At 69.5% G+C, this 16,769-nt stretch carries 15 protein-coding genes and 1 pseudogene; 10 read left to right on the top strand and 6 right to left on the bottom strand.

Going from position 1 to position 16,769, the window contains the following annotated elements; genetic code table 11:
- The first annotated feature begins 88 nt into the window (after positions 1-88).
- Positions 89-829, top strand: a complete 741-nt coding sequence (locus tag ACAM42_RS02650; protein ID WP_369631026.1) for an IclR family transcriptional regulator — start codon at positions 89-91, stop codon at positions 827-829.
- Between the two features lie 3 nt (positions 830-832).
- Here ACAM42_RS02650 and ACAM42_RS02645 read toward each other — a convergent pair whose 3' ends face one another.
- On the bottom strand, positions 833-1,801 hold the full coding sequence (locus tag ACAM42_RS02645) for a Bug family tripartite tricarboxylate transporter substrate binding protein (RefSeq protein WP_369631025.1): 969 nt from the start codon (positions 1,799-1,801) through the stop codon (positions 833-835).
- A 46-nt stretch (positions 1,802-1,847) separates the two neighbouring features.
- Positions 1,848-2,831: pseudogene (hisC, locus tag ACAM42_RS02640) on the bottom strand (histidinol-phosphate transaminase); the annotation flags it as partial.
- Between the two features lie 255 nt (positions 2,832-3,086).
- On the opposite strand from hisC, the gene ACAM42_RS02635 reads away from it, so the two are divergent.
- Entirely contained in the window at positions 3,087-5,261 is a 2,175-nt protein-coding gene (locus ACAM42_RS02635) for a malate synthase G (protein WP_369631024.1), read from the top strand.
- Between the two features lie 149 nt (positions 5,262-5,410).
- Positions 5,411-6,685, top strand: coding sequence for an MFS transporter (locus ACAM42_RS02630; RefSeq protein WP_369631023.1), 1,275 nt, complete (start codon positions 5,411-5,413; stop codon positions 6,683-6,685).
- A gap of 16 nt (positions 6,686-6,701) precedes the next feature.
- On the opposite strand, the gene ACAM42_RS02625 is transcribed toward ACAM42_RS02630, so the two are convergent.
- Together ACAM42_RS02625 and ACAM42_RS02620 are read right to left on the bottom strand one after the other, a co-directional pair.
- The gene (locus ACAM42_RS02625; protein WP_369631022.1) at positions 6,702-7,484 is read right to left on the bottom strand and encodes a hypothetical protein; all 783 of its coding nucleotides are present in this window, start codon (positions 7,482-7,484) and stop codon (positions 6,702-6,704) included.
- Entirely contained in the window at positions 7,477-7,704 is a 228-nt protein-coding gene (locus tag ACAM42_RS02620; RefSeq protein ID WP_369631021.1) for a hypothetical protein, read from the bottom strand. Before ACAM42_RS02620 ends, ACAM42_RS02625 begins: the two co-directional genes overlap by 8 nt.
- 396 nt (positions 7,705-8,100) lie before the next feature.
- On the opposite strand from ACAM42_RS02620, the gene ACAM42_RS02615 reads away from it, so the two are divergent.
- Positions 8,101-8,670: a fasciclin domain-containing protein gene (locus ACAM42_RS02615; RefSeq protein ID WP_354347993.1), complete on the top strand. Its 570-nt coding sequence runs from the start codon at positions 8,101-8,103 to the stop codon at positions 8,668-8,670.
- Between the two features lies 1 nt (position 8,671).
- On the opposite strand, the gene ACAM42_RS02610 is transcribed toward ACAM42_RS02615, so the two are convergent.
- Complete coding sequence (locus tag ACAM42_RS02610; RefSeq protein WP_369631020.1) at positions 8,672-9,598, bottom strand: LysR substrate-binding domain-containing protein; 927 nt, start codon at positions 9,596-9,598, stop codon at positions 8,672-8,674.
- 82 nt (positions 9,599-9,680) lie between these two features.
- Here ACAM42_RS02610 and ACAM42_RS02605 point away from each other — a divergent pair, with 82 nt between their 5' ends.
- The 5 genes from ACAM42_RS02605 (at position 9,681) to ACAM42_RS02585 (ending at position 13,719) form a co-directional block, all read left to right on the top strand.
- On the top strand, positions 9,681-10,037 hold the full coding sequence (locus ACAM42_RS02605) for a DUF2917 domain-containing protein (RefSeq protein WP_062479754.1): 357 nt from the start codon (positions 9,681-9,683) through the stop codon (positions 10,035-10,037).
- A gap of 165 nt (positions 10,038-10,202) precedes the next feature.
- Positions 10,203-11,024: an enoyl-CoA hydratase-related protein gene (locus ACAM42_RS02600; RefSeq protein WP_369631019.1), complete on the top strand. Its 822-nt coding sequence runs from the start codon at positions 10,203-10,205 to the stop codon at positions 11,022-11,024.
- A 7-nt stretch (positions 11,025-11,031) separates the two neighbouring features.
- Positions 11,032-12,189, top strand: coding sequence for an acyl-CoA dehydrogenase family protein (locus ACAM42_RS02595; protein WP_307636079.1), 1,158 nt, complete (start codon positions 11,032-11,034; stop codon positions 12,187-12,189).
- A gap of 58 nt (positions 12,190-12,247) precedes the next feature.
- Positions 12,248-13,504 (top strand): 6-phosphofructokinase, encoded by a 1,257-nt coding sequence (locus tag ACAM42_RS02590; RefSeq protein ID WP_095949760.1) that lies wholly within the window; start codon positions 12,248-12,250, stop codon positions 13,502-13,504.
- Positions 13,501-13,719, top strand: coding sequence for a cysteine-rich CWC family protein (locus ACAM42_RS02585; RefSeq protein WP_369631018.1), 219 nt, complete (start codon positions 13,501-13,503; stop codon positions 13,717-13,719). The genes ACAM42_RS02590 and ACAM42_RS02585 overlap by 4 nt, the downstream gene beginning before the upstream one ends.
- Here ACAM42_RS02585 and ACAM42_RS02580 read toward each other — a convergent pair.
- Entirely contained in the window at positions 13,710-15,020 is a 1,311-nt protein-coding gene (locus ACAM42_RS02580) for a putative zinc-binding metallopeptidase (protein WP_369631017.1), read from the bottom strand. The two genes, ACAM42_RS02585 and ACAM42_RS02580, sit on opposite strands and share 10 nt — an antisense overlap.
- Before the next feature lie 131 nt (positions 15,021-15,151).
- Here ACAM42_RS02580 and ACAM42_RS02575 point away from each other — a divergent pair, with 131 nt between their 5' ends.
- Entirely contained in the window at positions 15,152-16,642 is a 1,491-nt protein-coding gene (locus tag ACAM42_RS02575; protein WP_369631016.1) for a DHA2 family efflux MFS transporter permease subunit, read from the top strand.
- Positions 16,643-16,769: the final 127 nt, after the last annotated feature.

The raw sequence follows: 16,769 nt of genomic DNA, 5'->3' as shown, positions 1-16,769 counted from the left end.
GGGTGCTTTCTTGACTGTTCTATCTTGCAGAACTATATTCTGTTAAACAGAATTAAATCGGCAAGCCCGCCGACTGTCAAGCCACGCCATGCCCCGCAAAGCCCAGACCGAATCGGTGTCCGACCTCAACGCCGCCCCCGGCGGCGCCGCCGCGGTCGACCGCGCGCTGAGCCTGCTGTCGGCCTTCCGGCCCGGCGACGAGGCGCTGTCGCTCGCGCAGTTCGCCGAGCGCACGCAGCTGTACAAGAGCACGGTGCTGCGCCTGCTGGCCTCGCTCGAGCATGCGCGGCTCATTCGCCGGCAGGACGACGGGCGCTATGCGCTGGGGCTGGAGATCGCGCGGCTGCACGGGCTGTACGCCGCGTCGCAGTCGCTCGACCGCCTCGTGCTGCCGGTGCTGCGCACGCTCGCCGCCGCCACCGGCGAAAGCGCGGCGTACCACGTGCGGCAGGACCAGGGCGACAGCTGGGTGCGGCTATGCCAGTTCCGCGTCGATTCCTCGCATGTCGTGCGCGACCACGTGCGCGCGGGCGACCTGCTGCCCAACGACCGGGGCGCGGGCGCGCGCGTGCTGATCGCCTTCGGGCCCGAGGCCGAACGGCCGCGTGGCGCGAAGGAGCGCAGGCTGTACGACGCGATCCGCGCGCAAGGCTATTGCGCGCTGGTGGGCGACCGCACGGCCGAGCTGGCAGGCATCTCGGCGCCGGTGTTCCATGCGGATGGCGGCCTGGCCGCGGCGGTCACGCTGACGATGCCGACGCACCGCTATGAAGAGGGCTACATCGAGCCTGTGCGCGCGGCGGCGAAGGCGCTCAGCGGGCAGGTCTGAGCATCAGGATTCAGCCTTGAATCCCGAGTTCTTGATCGGCAGTTCCCACCGCTTCAGGTGCGTCGCCTGGATGCTTGCCAGCTCCGCCGGCCCCGCATGCGCCGGCACGAGGCCCAGCGCGTAGATTTTTTCCTGCACATCGGGCATGCGCAGCGCGTCGGCCACGGCCTTGTCGATGCGCGCGACCAGCTCGGGCGACATGCCCGGCGGGCCATACAAGCCGAAGAAGGCATCGGCCGTCACGTTGATGCCCGCTTCTTTCAGCGTCGGCACGTCGGGCAGCGCGCGGCTGCGCTTTTCGCCCGTCACCGCAAGGATGCGGACCTTGCCCGCGCGGTGGTGCTCGATGGTTTCCGAGGCGGTGTCGACCATCAGCGGCACCTGTCCGCCGATGAGGTCCTGCGCGGCCGGCGCGCCGCCGCGGTAGGCGACGTGCGTCATCGGCACGCCCGAGGCCTGCGCCAGCAACTGGCCCGCGAAGTGCGGCACTGTGCCGGCGCCCGAGGTTGCGTAGTTGGCCTTGCCCGGGTTGGCCTTCATCCAGGCCAGCACCGCCTTCAGGTCGCCCGCCGGCGCGCCCGGCCCGGCCGTCACGGCGAAGTCGAAGGTGCTGCCGAGCGAGATCGGCGTGAAGTCCTTCACCGTGTCGTAGCCGAGGTTCGAATACAGCCACGGGTGGATCACCATCGCGCCGCTGGGCGAGAAGATGAGCACGCTGCCGTCCGGCGGCGAGCGCTTGAGCTCGGCCAGCGCCAGCCGGCCGGCCGCGCCGGGCTTGTTGTCGACGATGACGTTCTGTCCGAGCGACACGCGCATCTTGTCGGCCAGGATGCGCGCGACCACATCGGCCGACCCGCCCGGCGGAAAGCCGATCAGGATGCGCACCGTGCGCTCCTGCGCGAACGCCATCGGCGCGAAGGCCGTGGCGGTGATGACGGCAGCGGCCTGCGCTGCGAACTGGCGGCGTTGCATGGGGCGGTCTCCTCGGGGTGGTTGTTCTTCGGTGTGCGTGAGGTCTTCAGCGCAGCGCGGCCAGCAGCGCCTCGTTCTGCGCCGGCAGGCCGACGCTCACGCGCAGCCATTGCGGCAGGCCGTAGGGGCCGAGCAGCGAGACCTCGATGCCGGCGGCCAGCAGGCGCGCGTGCACGGCCGACGCGTCGCCGACCTGCACCATCACGAAGTTGCCCGACGACGGCACATGCGGCAGGCCCAGCGCGGCGAAGCCCGCGACAAGCTGCTCGCGCCCGGCGGTGTTGAGTTCGTAGGTGCGCGCCAGGAAGTCGGTGTCGCCCAGCGCCGCCACGGCCGCGGCCTGGGCCGGCGTCGTCACGTTGAAGCGCGGGCGGTGCGCGTTCATGCGCGCCGTGAGCGCCGGCTGCGACACGCCGTAGCCGATGCGCAGCCCCGCCAGGCCGAAGGCCTTGGAAAAAGTGCGCGCCACGATCAGGTTGGGCAGGCGGCGCACCCATTCGATGCTGTCGTAGCGCTGCGCGGGCGACAGGTACTCGGTGTAGGCCTCGTCGAGCAGCACCGTCACGTGCGCGGGCACCGATTGCAGAAACTCGCGCAGCGGCGCAGCATCGATGAAGGTGCCGGTCGGGTTGTTCGGGTTGGCGACGAAGACCAGCTTCGTGTCGTCGCCGATGGCGGCGCGCATCGCGTCCAGGTCGTGGCCGAAGTCGCGCGAAGGCACGACGGTGGCGCGCGCGTGGGCGTGCGCCGTGGCCGCCGCATAGACGATGAAGCCGTACTGCGAATAGACGACGTTCTCGCCCGGCTTGAGGCTGACCTGCGCCGCGAGCTCGAGGATCTCGCTCGACCCGCTGCCCAGCGTGAGCCACTCGGGCGGCACGTCGAGCCGCGCGGCCAGCGCCTGCTTGAGCGCGGTGCCGTTGCTGTCGGGGTAGTTGCCCGCACCTTCGAGGGCGGCGGCGGCGGCGCGGCGGGCCGACTCGGGCATGCCGAGCGGGTTTTCGTTGGAAGCCAGGAGGATCATTGCGGCGGGAGCTGATTATTTAAGAAGTTAAATATATACAGCTGCCACCGCCCCGGCCTCAGGGCCTACCCTTTGAAGCGGGACTTGGGTTTTGGTCGATTACCATCATTTTTGTCACAGATAAATCTCACTTTCGGCTCTTACTGGCCCGCAAAGTATCGAATACAGTTCTCCCATGACTTCACCTGGGGCAAGTGCGCCCCACTGCTGCGCCGCCCCCCGATTTCCTGTTTTTGCATTGCGTTCCCCAAGGAGAAACACATGACCGACCGCACCACCGCCCACCGACTCCAGGTCGCGACCGAACTGCACCGCTTCGTCGAAGAGAAGGTCCTGCCCGCCAGCGGCGTGGCCAGCGACGTGTTCTGGAAGGGCTTTGACGCCATCGTCCATGACCTGGCGCCCAAGAACGTCGCCCTGCTCGCCGAGCGCGACCGCCTGCAGAGCGAGCTCGACGCCTGGCACAAGAAGAACCCCGGCCCGATTGCCGACATGCCGGCCTACCGCGCCTTCCTGGAAAAGATCGGCTACCTGCTGCCGCAGCCCAAGGGCGTGAAGGCCACCACGGCCAACGTCGACTCCGAACTCGCGCTGCAGGCCGGCCCGCAGCTGGTGGTGCCGATCCTGAACGCGCGCTACGCCCTGAACGCCGCCAACGCGCGCTGGGGTTCGCTGTACGACGCGCTGTACGGCACCGACGCCATTCCCGAAACCGGCGGCGCGGAAAAGGGCAAGGGCTACAACCCCGTGCGCGGCGCCAAGGTCATCGAGTTCGCACGCAACGTGCTCGACCAGGCCGCACCGCTGGCCAACGGCTCGCACAAGAACGCCACCGGCTACAGCGTGAAGGACGGCCAGCTGGTCGTCGCGCTGCAAGGCAGCACCACCGGCCTGGCCGATGCGTCGCAGTTCGTCGGCTACCAGGGCGACGCCGCCGCGCCGTCGTCGGTGCTGCTCAAGCACAACGGCATCCACCTGGACATCCGCATCGACCGCAGCACCGCCATCGGCAAGAGCGATGCGGCCGGCGTGAGCGACCTCGTGCTCGAAGCCGCGCTCTCCACCATCCTCGACCTGGAAGACTCGGTGGCCGTGGTCGACGCGGCCGACAAGGTCGTCGCGTACGCGAACTGGCTGGGCATCGTGCAGGGCACGCTGACCGAAGAAGTCGCCAAGGGCGGCAAGACCTTCACGCGCGGCCTGAACTCTGACCGCGAGTACACCGGCGCCAACGGCCAGCCGCTGAAGCTGCACGGCCGCTCGCTCATGTTCCTGCGCAACGTGGGCCACCTGATGACCAACCCGGCCATCCTGTACGAAGGCGGCAAGGAAATCCCCGAAGGCATCCTGGACGCCGTGGTCACCACCACCATCGCGATGATCGACGTCAAGCGCAAGGGCAACTCGCGCACCGGCAGCATCTACATCGTCAAGCCCAAGATGCACGGCCCGGCCGAAGTCGCCTTTGCCAGCGAGCTGTTCGGCCGCGTCGAGCAGCTGCTCGGCCTGCCCGCCAACACCGTCAAGCTCGGCATCATGGACGAGGAGCGCCGCACCAGCGTGAACCTGCAGGCCTGCATCGCCGAAGCCGCCGCGCGCGTGGCCTTCATCAACACCGGCTTCCTGGACCGCACCGGCGACGAGATGCACACCGCCATGCAGGGCGGCCCGATGATCCGCAAGGGTGACATGAAGTCCAGCGCCTGGATCGGTGCCTACGAAAAGAACAACGTGCTCGTCGGCCTGAACTGCGGCCTGCGCGGCAAGGCGCAGATCGGCAAGGGCATGTGGGCCATGCCCGACCTGATGGCCGCCATGCTCGAGCAGAAGATCGCCCACCCCAAGGCCGGCGCCAACACCGCCTGGGTGCCCTCGCCCACCGCCGCCACGCTGCACGCGCTGCACTACCACCAGGTCAGCGTGACCGCCGTGCAGCAGGAACTGGAAAAGATCGACGCCGACGGCGAGCGCGAGAACATCCTGAACGCGCTGCTGCAGGTGCCGATCGCTGCGCAAGCGAAGTGGACCGACGCCGAGAAGCAGCAGGAAATCGACAACAACGTGCAGGGCATCCTGGGCTACGTGGTGCGCTGGGTCGACCAGGGCGTGGGCTGCTCGAAGGTGCCCGACATCCACAACGTCGGCCTCATGGAAGACCGCGCCACGCTGCGCATCTCGAGCCAGCACATCGCCAACTGGCTGCTGCACGGCGTGGTCACGAAGGCGCAGGTCGACGAGGCCTTCCAGCGCATGGCCAAGGTGGTCGACGAGCAGAACGCCGGCGACGCGCTGTACCAGCCGATGGCCGGCCACTTCGACACCTCGGCCGCCTACAAGGCCGCGCAAGACCTCGTGTTCAAGGGCATCGAGCAGCCCAGCGGCTACACCGAGCCGCTGCTGCACGCCTGGCGCCTGAAGGTCAAGGCCGCGGCCTGACGCGCGCCTTGCGCAGTGCCGGCCACCGCCGGCACTGACGCCTCGGAGACACGCAACGAACGGCGCCCTCGGGCGCCGTTCTGCATGGGGCGCGACATGCCGGTAGCATCGACGCCGCCCTCTTCTCTCTCCGGTCTCCGTCTCTTTCGATGAACAAGCACGCGGCTTCGCCGCCCCCGACCCGCGGGTCGACCTCGGCCGCGGCCATGCTGGTCGCACTGGCCACCGCCTTCGCGCTGAGCCAGGCCTTTCGCACCGTCGGCGCCATGATGGCCACGCCGCTCACTCAGCACTTCGGCCTCACGCCGCAGGCGCTGGGCACCTGGGCCGGCACCTTCCATTTCACCTTCGGCATCATGCAGCTCGCGATGGGCGTGTCGATCGACCACTTCGGCGTGCGCCGCACCGTGCTCACCGCCTTTCCGCTGGCCATCGCGGGCGCCGCGCTGTGCACCGTGGCGCCGGGTTTCGGCGCGCTGCTGCTGGGGCAGGCGCTGATCGGCGTGGGCTGCGCGCCGGCCTTCCTGGCCTGCACCGTGTTCATCGCGCGGCACTTCGACGCCGCGCGCTTCACCGCCATGTCGGGGCTGGTGATGAGCCTCGCGGGCATGGGCATCCTGTTCACCGGCACGCCGCTGGCGCTGCTGATCGAGGCCGCCTCGTGGCGCGCCGGCTATGCCGCGCTGACCGCCTTCGCCGTGCTCTCGTGGATCGTCATCTTCTGGCGCGTGCACGAGCCCGCGCGCACGACGACAACGACGATCGCATCGGACGAACCCGCGCCCGAGCGCCAGTCGCTGCGCCAGGCCGTGCGCGACCTGCTGCCGCTGTTCGCCATGCCGCACACGCTCGGCCTGCTGTGCTTCGCCTGCGTGTCGTATGCGGCCTTCATCACGCTGCGCGGCCTGTGGCTCGGCCCCGTGCTGCACGACCGCCACGGCCTCTCGCTCGTGGCCAGCGGCAACGTGGCGCTGGTGATGACCGTCGCCGGCATGGCCAGCCCCATGCTGTTCGGCCGCCTCGACCCCGGCGGTGCGCGCCGCACGCGCTGGATGATGCGCTGCGCCTTCGCCGGCGCGGCGATGTTCGCCGCCATGGCCCTCACGCAATCGCGCGCCATCGACATCGGCCTGCCGATCGTCTACGGCATGCTCTCGGGCTACAGCGTGCTGCTGTACGCGTACACCAAGAACGCCTACCCGGCGGCCGTGACGGGCCGTGCGATGGCGCTGCTCAACATGGCGATGTTCCTCGGCGTCTCGCTGATGCAATGGACCACCGGCGTCGCCGCCTCCTGGGCCGTGGCCCAGGGCAGCGAGCCGTTCCGCGCGGTGTTCCTTACGGTGAGCGGGATGCTGGCGGCGGGGACGCTGGCGTTTCTGCTGCTGCCGCGGGCGAAGGTGCCGGTACGTCCCACGCCCTGATCACCGACACGCCGCCTCACGCCGCATCCCCCAACCGCGCCCTCACCTCGCGCCGGCTCAGCTGGCGCTTGGCAACGGCATAGACATCGTGACGCCCGTACATATCGAAGTGCGTGGGCAGGCCCGGCGCTGAACGTCGCGCCGCGCCGCAGCGCGTGACCATGCAACGGCGCAGCACGTCGTAGCACTTGGGTTCCGGCTGCGCCGTGCCTGCACGCTCGGGAAACTTCGCGAGCACGACCTCGAACCAGCAGCCGTCGACGCAGTGCCACTGCGTGCTCTCGTCGATCACGTGGTAGATCGCGTAAGGCGTGTCGCCGCGCCGCGCGGCCCGGTCCACACGGCGCGCCGCGCGCGCCTCGCGCAGGCGCCGGTTCGGCAGCAGGATGCCGGTGACCGGGTGCACGAACAGCTCGACGCCCGGCGCTTCGTGCAGCGGCACGCCGTCGCGGGTTCCCCAGCGGTAGGGTCGCACCCGCACCTCGCCATCGCACAGCACCGCGTCGCGCGCCACGAAGTCGTCGACGTGCAAAAAGATGTGCGCCTGCACCGTGCTGCGGCGATCGATGCCGCTGCACAGTTCGGCGTACACCTTGTCCCACGGCCGGTGCACCTGCTTGTGCAGCCAGCGCTTGAGCGGCTGGAGGTTTTCGCTCAGCCACTTCGGATGCTGCAGGCCGCGCTTCATGCCCAGGTGCGAGCCGCGTTCGGGGCTGTTGCGCCACGGGCGGCCATCGCCCTGCACGCGCCAGCCGCCGCGCGGACGCTCGACGATCACCTTGTCCATGTCGTCACGCATGGTCGGCCCTCCGTGCGATGTCGCGCGCGGCTTTCTGCAGCGCCACCTTCTGCGCGCGGCGCTCGGCGCGGTGGGTGCGCAGGTGGCGGCCTGCGCCCTGGCTGGATTCGCGGCGCGCCATCGCGGCCACCACGGGATTGCGCGGTGCCGACGCGGGCACCGCAAAGTAGAACCGGCCCAGACGCTTGTCGTCGTCGCGGGCCTTTCGTTGAGCACTCATGTGCACACACTCCGAAAAAACAAAAAGGCCCCGGCGAATGCAGTTGCGCGCGGGGCCCTTGTCGATTCGGCCGCGGCGGATGCGAAAGAGCACATCCGGCCGGGGCGGTCGGTGTGCGTCAGGTGTTCAGTGAACGGTTCATTGATTGGTGTTCTCGCCCGGGAGGTTGATCGTCGCCGTGCGTGGTGTCGGAAAAAACTGTCGCTGAAAAAGGAAGGGCGGATTCTGGCGAGGGCCTTCGCCGTGCGCAAGCCCGGCGCGGCGCGCTGTGGCGCAAAGCTGACAGGGCACATCGGTTGAATCCGCTTCACGCATCGCGCCGTATGGCATCTCAAGCGCATCGCGCCTCCGAGCTGTTGGCGGTTTCCACAGAGCCTTTTCTTCCAGGAGACATCCATGAAAAAACTCGTGATCGCCCTCGGCGTGTCGGTCCTGCTCGGCGCGTGCGCCGGCAGTGGCATGAGCAACGCCAGCAGCAGTGCCGCCACCCCCATGGTCGGCGGCGCGCCGATGTACCCGACGAAGGACATCGTCGACAACGCGGTGAATTCGAAGGACCACACGACGCTGGTCGCCGCGGTGAAGGCGGCCGACCTCGTGGCCACGCTCAAGAGCCCGGGCCCGTTCACGGTGTTCGCGCCCACCAACGCCTCGTTCGCGGCACTGCCGGCCGGCACGGTCGACACGCTGCTCAAGCCCGAGAACAAGGCCACGCTCACCAAGGTGCTGACCTACCACGTGGTGCCCGGACGCATGGACAGCGCGGCGCTGACGAGCGCGATCAACGCGGGCGGCGGCAAGGCGCTGCTCAAGACCGCCAGCGGCGGCACGCTCACGGCGACGATGAGCGGCGGCACAGTGTGGGTGACCGATGCCAAGGGCGGCACGGCGGCGGTGACGATCGCCAATGTCTACCAGTCGAACGGCGTGATCCACGTCGTCAACAAGGTGCTGTTGCCAGGTTGAGTCAGCTCCGCTGCGCGGCCTCCGCTTCGTCGCGCAGCCATTGCGCGAAGTCCTGCGCGTCGCGGTTGCCCGCGGCGCGCCGCGACATCTCGATGAAGTAGCCGCGGTGCGATGCCACGCCCTGGCCGAGCGGCGCCACGAGCCGGCCGTCGCGCACCAGTTCGCGCAGCAGCGGCAGGCGCCCGATGACCACGCCCTGCCCCGCCACCGCGGCGGCCACCGCATCGGCGTACTGCGAGAAGCGCAGCGTGCTCTTCATGCGCAGGTCTTCCAGCACCATCACCTTGAGCCACGGCTCCCAGTCGGCGGTCGGGGCTTCGCTGTGGTCCGGGTATTCGATGGTCAGCAGCGTGAGCTTGGAAAAATCGGACAGCTCGTGCAGCGACGCGGCCACCTGCGGCGCGCACAGCGGGATCACCGATTCCTCGAACAGCGCCGGGCCCACGCCGCGCCCGATGGGAACGAAGCGCACCGCAAGGTCCAGCCGGCTCACGTCCAGGTCGAGCACGTCGAGCGTGGCTGACACACGCACGTCGACCTGCGGATGCGTGCTGGTGAAGCGCGCCAGTTTCGGAATGAGCCACAGCGACGCGAAGCCCGGTGTGGTGGTGATCGACACCTGCCGCGGCGCGGCGCTGGCGCGCACGCGCGCGGTGGCGTCGCGCAGGCGCTCCAGGCTGTCGGTGACGGCGCGCTGCAGCACGCCGCCGGCCTCGGTGAGCGCGAGCGCGCGGTGGCGGCGCTCGAACAGCAGCACGCCCAGGCTGGCTTCGAGCTGCTGGATCTGCCGGCTCACGGCCGACTGCGTGAGGTGCAGCTCGCCCGCCGCCAGCGTGAAGCTGAGCCGGCGCGCGGCGGCCTCGAAGCTGCGCAGCAGCTCGAGAGGCGGGAGCTCGCCGGCAGGGGTTTTCGCATTCTCTGGAGGCATGCAACGAGTTCCGAATGACCGCGTGTAAGAGAGGGTTTGGCTCACTATATTCATTCGTATCACGAATGCAATGGAGGTTCCCATGAGCACCACCGACCGGTCCCCTTCCACCTTTTTCTCCTCGTCGAGCTCGCGCTTCCACGTGAGTCTGCCCAGCCGCGCCGTCTTCGCCGTGCCCGATGGCGCGGGCGTGGGCATCGAATGCCGCAGCGGCGCGGTGTGGATCACGCTCGACCGCGACCCGCGCGACATCGTGCTCGGGCCGGGCGAGCGCTTCGAGAGCACCGAGCACCGGCGCGTGCTGGTGTCGGCGCTGGAGTCGTCGTGCATCTCGGTGTCGGACGCGCAGCCTGCCGCGCTGCCGAACCCGGCCTCGCGCGCGCAGGCTCGCGTGCGGTCGCCTTGGCGACTGGCGCTGCACGGGTTGTCCCCGGCTTGACCGCGGGCGCCGTGGCATCGAACCTCGATGCCATGGACCGCCCCCGCAGGGAGCAGCACCGCGCGCCGCCGTGACGACAGGCGGCTTTTTGCTTTGGGCGTCCGTTTTCCTTCTTGGCCTTGAAAGGGACACGCCCATGACCACCACCTCCGGCGCAGCGTTCGCATGACCGCGCCGCAACCCACACCCCAGCCCTGCGTGCTGTGCGAGCAGGCCGACGGCATCGCCACGCTCACGCTGAACCTGCCGCACAAGCTGAACCCGATCGCGAAAGACCTGCAGGTCGAACTGCGCGACGCGCTCGAGCGCATCCGCGACGACCGCACGGTGCGCGCCGTGATCCTCACGGGCGCCGGCAAGGCCTTCTGCGTGGGCGCCGACCTGAGCGCGATGGCGCCGCCCGGCGAGCCCGGCCAGACGCTCGGCGACCAGACCGCCGAGTGGATGCAGAAGCTCAGCAACCCGCTCATCGAGACGCTGCGCACGCTGCCGGTGCCGGTGGTGGCAGCCGTCAACGGCCCGGCGGCCGGTGCGGGCGTGGGCCTGGCGCTCGCGGCCGACGTGACCATCGCCGCGCGCAGCGCCTACTTCTACCTTCCGTTCCTGCCCAAGCTCGGCATCGTGCCGGACCTGGGCTGCACCTGGGCCATCCCGCGCCGCGCCGGCCGGGCGCGCGCGATGGGCATGGCGCTGCTCGACGAGCGCCTGAGCGCCGGGCGCGCCGTGCAGTGGGGCCTGATCTGGGCCTGCGCCGACGACGAGCAACTGATGGACGAAGCCCGCGCCATCGCGCAGCGCCTGGCGCGCCTGCCGGCGCACGCGGTGCTCGAAGCGCGCGAGGCCTTCGACGCCTCGGAGCACCACACGCTGAAGGAACAACTGCACTACGAGAGCGAGCGCCAGCGCGCGCTCATCGACCGCCCCAGCTTCCGTGAAGGCGTGAGCGCCTTCCTGCAGAAGCGCCCTCCTGTTTTCGAAACCCGCTGACGTCCCCATGACCATCGAACGCACCCTCTTCACCGCCGACCACGAGGCCTTCCGCGACAGCTTCCGCCGCTTCATGGACAAGGAGATCGCGCCCTTCCACGACGACTGGGAAGAGCAGGGCTATGTGGACCGCGCCGTCTGGTCCAAGGCCGGCGAGAACGGCTTCCTGTGCATGGCGCTGCCCGACACCTACGGCGGCGCGGGCGCCGACCTGCTGTACTCGGTGATCCAGTTCGAGGAGCTGTGGGCGCGCGGCTTCACGGGCATCGGCTTCGGCCTGCACAACGAGATCGTGGCGCCGTACATCCTGCGCTACGGCACCGAGGCGCAGAAGCAGCACTACCTGCCCAAACTCGCCAGCGGCGAGATGGTCGGCGCCATCGCCATGAGCGAGCCTGGCGCGGGCAGCGACCTGCAGGCCGTGAAGACCAGCGCCATCCGCCAGGCCGACGGCAGCTACCTGCTCAACGGCAGCAAGACCTTCATCACCAACGGCTGGCATGCCGACCTGGTGATCGTGGTCGCCAAGACCGACCCGGCCGCGGGCGCGAAGGGCACGAGCCTGTTCCTCGTCGAGCGCGGCATGCCGGGCTTCGAGAAGGGCAAGCGCCTGAAGAAGCTGGGCCTGAAGGCGCAAGACACGTCCGAGCTGTTCTTCAACGACGTGCGCCTGCCCGCCGAGGCGCTGCTGGGCGAGGTCAACCGCGGCTTCGTCTGCCTGATGGAGCAGCTGCCCTGGGAGCGGCTGCAGATCGCGATCAGCGCGGTGGCCGCCTCGCAGGCGGCCATCGACCACACCGTGGCCTACGTGAAGGAGCGCAAGGTGTTCGGCCAGCCCGTGGGCAACTACCAGAACACGCGCTACACGCTGGCCGAACTGCAGACCGAGGTGCAGGTGGCGCAGGTGTTCGTCGACAAGTGCATCGAGCTGCTCATGGCCGAGAAGCTCGACACCGCCACCGCGAGCATGGCCAAGTACTGGACCAGCGACCTGCAGTGCAAGGTGATGGACGAGTGCGTGCAGCTGCACGGCGGCTACGGCTTCATGTGGGAGTACCCGATCACCCGCGCGTACGCCGACGCGCGCGTGCAGCGCATCTACGGCGGCACCAACGAGATCATGAAAGAGGTGATCACGCGCGCGATGGGCCTCGGCGGGCGCTGAAGCGCCCCGCATTTGGCACCACTGGCGCCATGGAAAGGGCTGCGTGACAATGCCGCGCATGCCCATCCTCAACGCCTTCTACGCCCAGTCGGGCGGCGTCACCTCGGTCATCAACGCCTCGGCCTGCGGCGTGATCGAGACGGCGCGCCAGCACCCGGACCGCATCGGCACGCTCTATGCCGGGCGCAACGGCATCCTCGGCGCGCTCACCGAGGACCTGATCGACACCAGCGCCGAGCCGGCCGAGGCCATCGCGGCGCTGCGCACCACGCCCTCGGGCGCGTTCGGCTCGTGCCGCTACAAGCTCAAGTCGCTCGAGAAGAACCGCCGTGAATACGAGCGCCTGATCGAGGTGTTCAAGGCGCACGGCATCGGCTACTTCTTCTACAACGGCGGCGGCGATTCGGCCGACACCTGCTTCAAGGTGAGCCAGCTGTCGCAGTCGATGGGGTACCCGCTGCAGGCCATCCACGTGCCCAAGACCATCGACAACGACCTGCCGCTGACCGACTGCTGCCCGGGCTTCGGCTCGGTGGCGAAGTACGTGGCGGTGTCCACGCTCGAAGCCTCGTTCGACGTGCGCTCGATGGCCGCCACCTCCACCAAGGTGTTCGTGCTCGAGGTGATGGGCCGCCACGCAGGCTGGATCGCCGCGGCCGGCGGGCTGGTGGCCGACCATGGCATTCCGGTGGTCGTGCTGTTCCCCGAGATCGAGTTCGATGCGGCCCGCTTCCTGGCGCGCGTCGATGCCATGGTGCAGCAGCACGGCTACTGCTCGGTGGTGGTGTCCGAAGGCTGCCACCACCCCGACGGCACCTTCCTGGCCGAACAGGGCGCGCGCGATGCCTTCGGCCATGCGCAGCTGGGCGGCGCGGCGCCGGTGGTGGCGCAGATGGTGAAGGAGGCGCTGGGCCACAAGTTCCACTGGGCGGTGGCCGACTACCTGCAGCGCGCGGCGCGCCACATCGCCTCGGCCACCGACGTGAAGCAGGCCTACGAGCTGGGCCAGCGCGCGGTCGAACTGGCGCTCGAAGGCCGCAACGCGGTGATGCCGACCATCGAGCGCACGAGCGACGTGCCCTATGCCTACACGCTGGGCGCGGCACCGCTCGAGGCGGTGGCCAATGTCGAGAAGCCGATGCCGCGCGATTTCATCTCGGACGACGGCTACGGCATCACCGAGAAGTGCCGCCGCTACCTGCTGCCGCTGATCGCGGGCGAGGACTACCCCGCCTACCGCGACGGCCTGCCGGTGTACGCGACGCTGCGCAACGTGGCGGTGCCGAAGAAGCTGCCGGCCTTCGCGCTCGCATGACGGTGGTCATCGACACCGCGCGCTGTCCGCTGTGCGGCGAGGCGAACCGCTGCGCGATGGAGGTCGAGCGCGAGACCGGGCAGGCGCAGCCGCCCTGCTGGTGCATGACCGCCGATTTTTCGCTGGCGCCGCTCGACACGCTGCCGCCGGCGCTGCGCGGCCAGGCCTGCATCTGCGCGCGCTGCGCCGCAGGAAAGCCGCCGCCTCAGGACTGAGCGACGTCACCCTGCGACTGGGATTGCGACTGCTCCTGTGCAGGCTCGGCAGCTTCCGCCACATCCCCCGCCGTCACCATCGTCGGCGCCGTGCCGCTGCGCTGCGCGGTGACCACGCCGTGGATGAACTGCAGCTTGCCCACCGCCGCGCGCGGCAGCACGAAGGGGTAGTAGTCGGGCTGGCCCATGCTGCGCGACAGCTCGTTGAGCATGCTGGTCAGCAGCACCCAGCCGTTGATGAAGTCCAGGAATTTCGCGGCATCGGGATGCTCGGGCTGCCACAGGTCGGCGGCGGTAAAGAGGTCGCTCGTGAGTTCCACGTTGCTCGCGTCGATGCCGAAGCTCATCGCCGTGTCGGCCGTGTCGGCCATGTGCAGGTAGTGGGCCCAGGTCTCGGCCCAGTCTTCCCACGGGTGCATGCTCGCGTAGCTGCTGACGAAGCGCTGCGCCCAGTCGGGCGGCGGGCCCTGCTCGTAGTGCTGCTGCAGCGCGGCGCCGTAGTCGGCGCGCTCGTCGCCGAAGAGCACGCGGTAGTCGTCGATCCAGCGCGTGGGCAGCACCAGCAGGTCCCAGTAGTAGTGGCCGATCTCGTGGCGAAAGTGCCCCAGCAGCGTGCGGTAGGGCTCGTGCATCTCGGCGCGGATGCGCTCGCGCACGGCGTCTTCGGCCTCCTCGGCGTTGAGCGTGATCAGCCCGTGCTCGTGGCCCGTCATCACGTGCGGGGCGCCCGGCATGTTGCTGAGAAAGTCGAAGGCCAGCCCGTGCACCGGATCGGCATGGCGGCTCACCACCGGCAGGCCGAGCGCGAGCAGCTGCGAGATCAGGCGGCGCTTGGGCATCTCGAGCTTGCGCCAGAGTTCGCCGTTGGCCTCCACCGACAGGTCGGGGATGGTGCGCGTGACGCTGCAGGCCAGGCAGTAGCCGGGCGCCAGTCCCTGCGTGTCGGCGGGAATGGCCTCGCCCTCGCGCGGCTGCGCCACCATCCAGTTGCAGGCGGCCGGCGTCATGAGGTTGGCGCAGCGGCGGTAGGTGGCGCCGTGCGGGTCGCCGAAGACGGTGAAGGTGTCGGGCAGCGCGCCCTCGCCTTCGGCCGGCGCCAGCGGCACCACGCCGAGCCGGTCGATCACGTAGCCCAGCGGCGTGTGGCAGGCCAGGCACTCGCTGTTGCGCAGGAACACGGGGCGCCCGCACTGGCAGCGATAGGCGCGGCTGACGGTGGGCGCGGCGAGTTCGGCCGAAAGCGTGGGGGCCGCATCGGGTACAGCCGGGTCGTGGCCGGAATCGGGGGTCGATGGATGCATGGCTTGTTCTTTGGAGACTTGACGCACAGGGGACAGCCGCCGCATTGTGCGACCGGCCCGCGCGCGGTCGACGCCGCAAACACCGATATGCTTGTAGGACGACGGACCCGCGACCGTCCCTGCGCCGCCCCATGACCTCCCCCCCAACACCCGACACGCCGCCCTCCATGGGCGCCCTGCGCGCCCGCTACGGCGAGCGCTACCGCTGGTACCTGCTGCTGTCGGTCATGGTGGGGACGATGGCGTCCATCATGTCCTCGACCATCGTCAACGTGGCGATCCCCGACATGAGCCACCACTTCGCGCTGGGCCAGGAGCGCGCGCAGTGGGTCAGCTCGGGCTTCATGGTGGCCATGACGGTGTCGATGCTCACCACGCCGTGGCTGCTGTCGCGCTACGGCTACCGCCGCACCTACGTCGGCACCATGCTCCTGCTGCTGGCCGGCGGCATCGTCGGCGGGCTGGCCAACCACTACCCGCTGGTGCTGCTGGCGCGCGTGGCCGAGGGGCTGGCGGCGGGCGTGGTGCAGCCCATTCCGGCCATCATCATCCTGCGCGCCTTCGAGCCGCACGAGCAGGGGCGCGCCAGCGGCATCTTCGGCATGGGCGTGGTGCTGGCGCCGGCCGTCGGGCCGAGCATCGGCGGCGTGCTGGTCGACCTGTTCGGCTGGCGCTCGATCTTCTTCATGGTGGTGCCCTTCTGCCTGGCCTCGATCTGGCTGGCCTACAAGTTCGTGCCCAAGACCGCGCCCGGCGGCGTGGCCGCGACGCGCGGCAGCGGGCTCGATGCGCGCGGCCTGGCGCTGGGCACCGTGGGCACGCTGTGCCTGCTGAACGGGCTGGTCGAGCTGCGCGGCGATTCGCCGCTGCAGGCCGTGCTGCTGCTGGCCGGCGCGCTCGTTTCGTTTGCCGCCTTCGTGTGGTGGCAGCGCCGGCTCATGGCCTCGGGCGGCGCGCCGCTCATGAACCTCGCGCTCTTTCGCTACCGCCAGTTCGCCATGGGCAGCCTGGTCGCCTTCATCTACGGCACCGCGCTGTTCGGCTCGACCTACCTGCTGCCCGTGTACATGCAGGTGGGGCTGCACCTGTCGGCCTCGCACGTGGGCACCACCCTGCTGCCGGCCGGCATCGTGCTGGCCTTCACCATCGCGGGCGTGGGCCGGCTGGCCGACAAGCAACCGACCTGGCTCCTGGTGAGCATCGGCCTGGCGCTGCTGGCGGTGTCGTTCGCGCTCATGGCCGTGCTGCGGCTGGACAGCCCGCTGTGGCTGCTGGTGGTGTTCGCGATCGTCGGGCGCATCGGGCTGGGCTTCATCCTGCCCTCGCTCAACCTCGGGTCGATGCGCCCGCTGGCCAAGCCGCTCATTCCGCAGGGCGCCAGCGCGATCAGCTTCGTGCGCATGCTCGGCGGTGCGGTGGGCGTGAGCCTGTGCGCCATCATTCTCGAATGGCGCCTGGCGGCGCACGGCGACTCGCTCGCCAACCCGGTGAGCACCGCGGCGCGGCTGGCCGCCTTCGACGAGGTGTTCCTGATGCTGGCCGGCCTGTGCGCGCTGGCCGTCTGCGCGGCCTGGCAGTTGCGCGAGCCGCCCGGCGAGGACACGGCGCAACACAGGGGGTAAACCCCGGCGGCGCGGGGACTCGCTTTCGCTTTCAATTGTTATCAGTTGTATCTAGAAGCGGAATCGGTTCCATGCATCGCAGACGTTTTCTCGCCGCCTCGGCCGCGGCGACGGCCGGACTCGGCCC

Source organism: Variovorax sp. V35, from assembly GCF_041154465.1.
GTDB lineage: Bacteria > Pseudomonadota > Gammaproteobacteria > Burkholderiales > Burkholderiaceae_C > Variovorax > Variovorax boronicumulans.
Note: the sequence above shows the minus strand (reverse complement) of the source record. Positions and strands in the feature narration are given on the sequence as shown.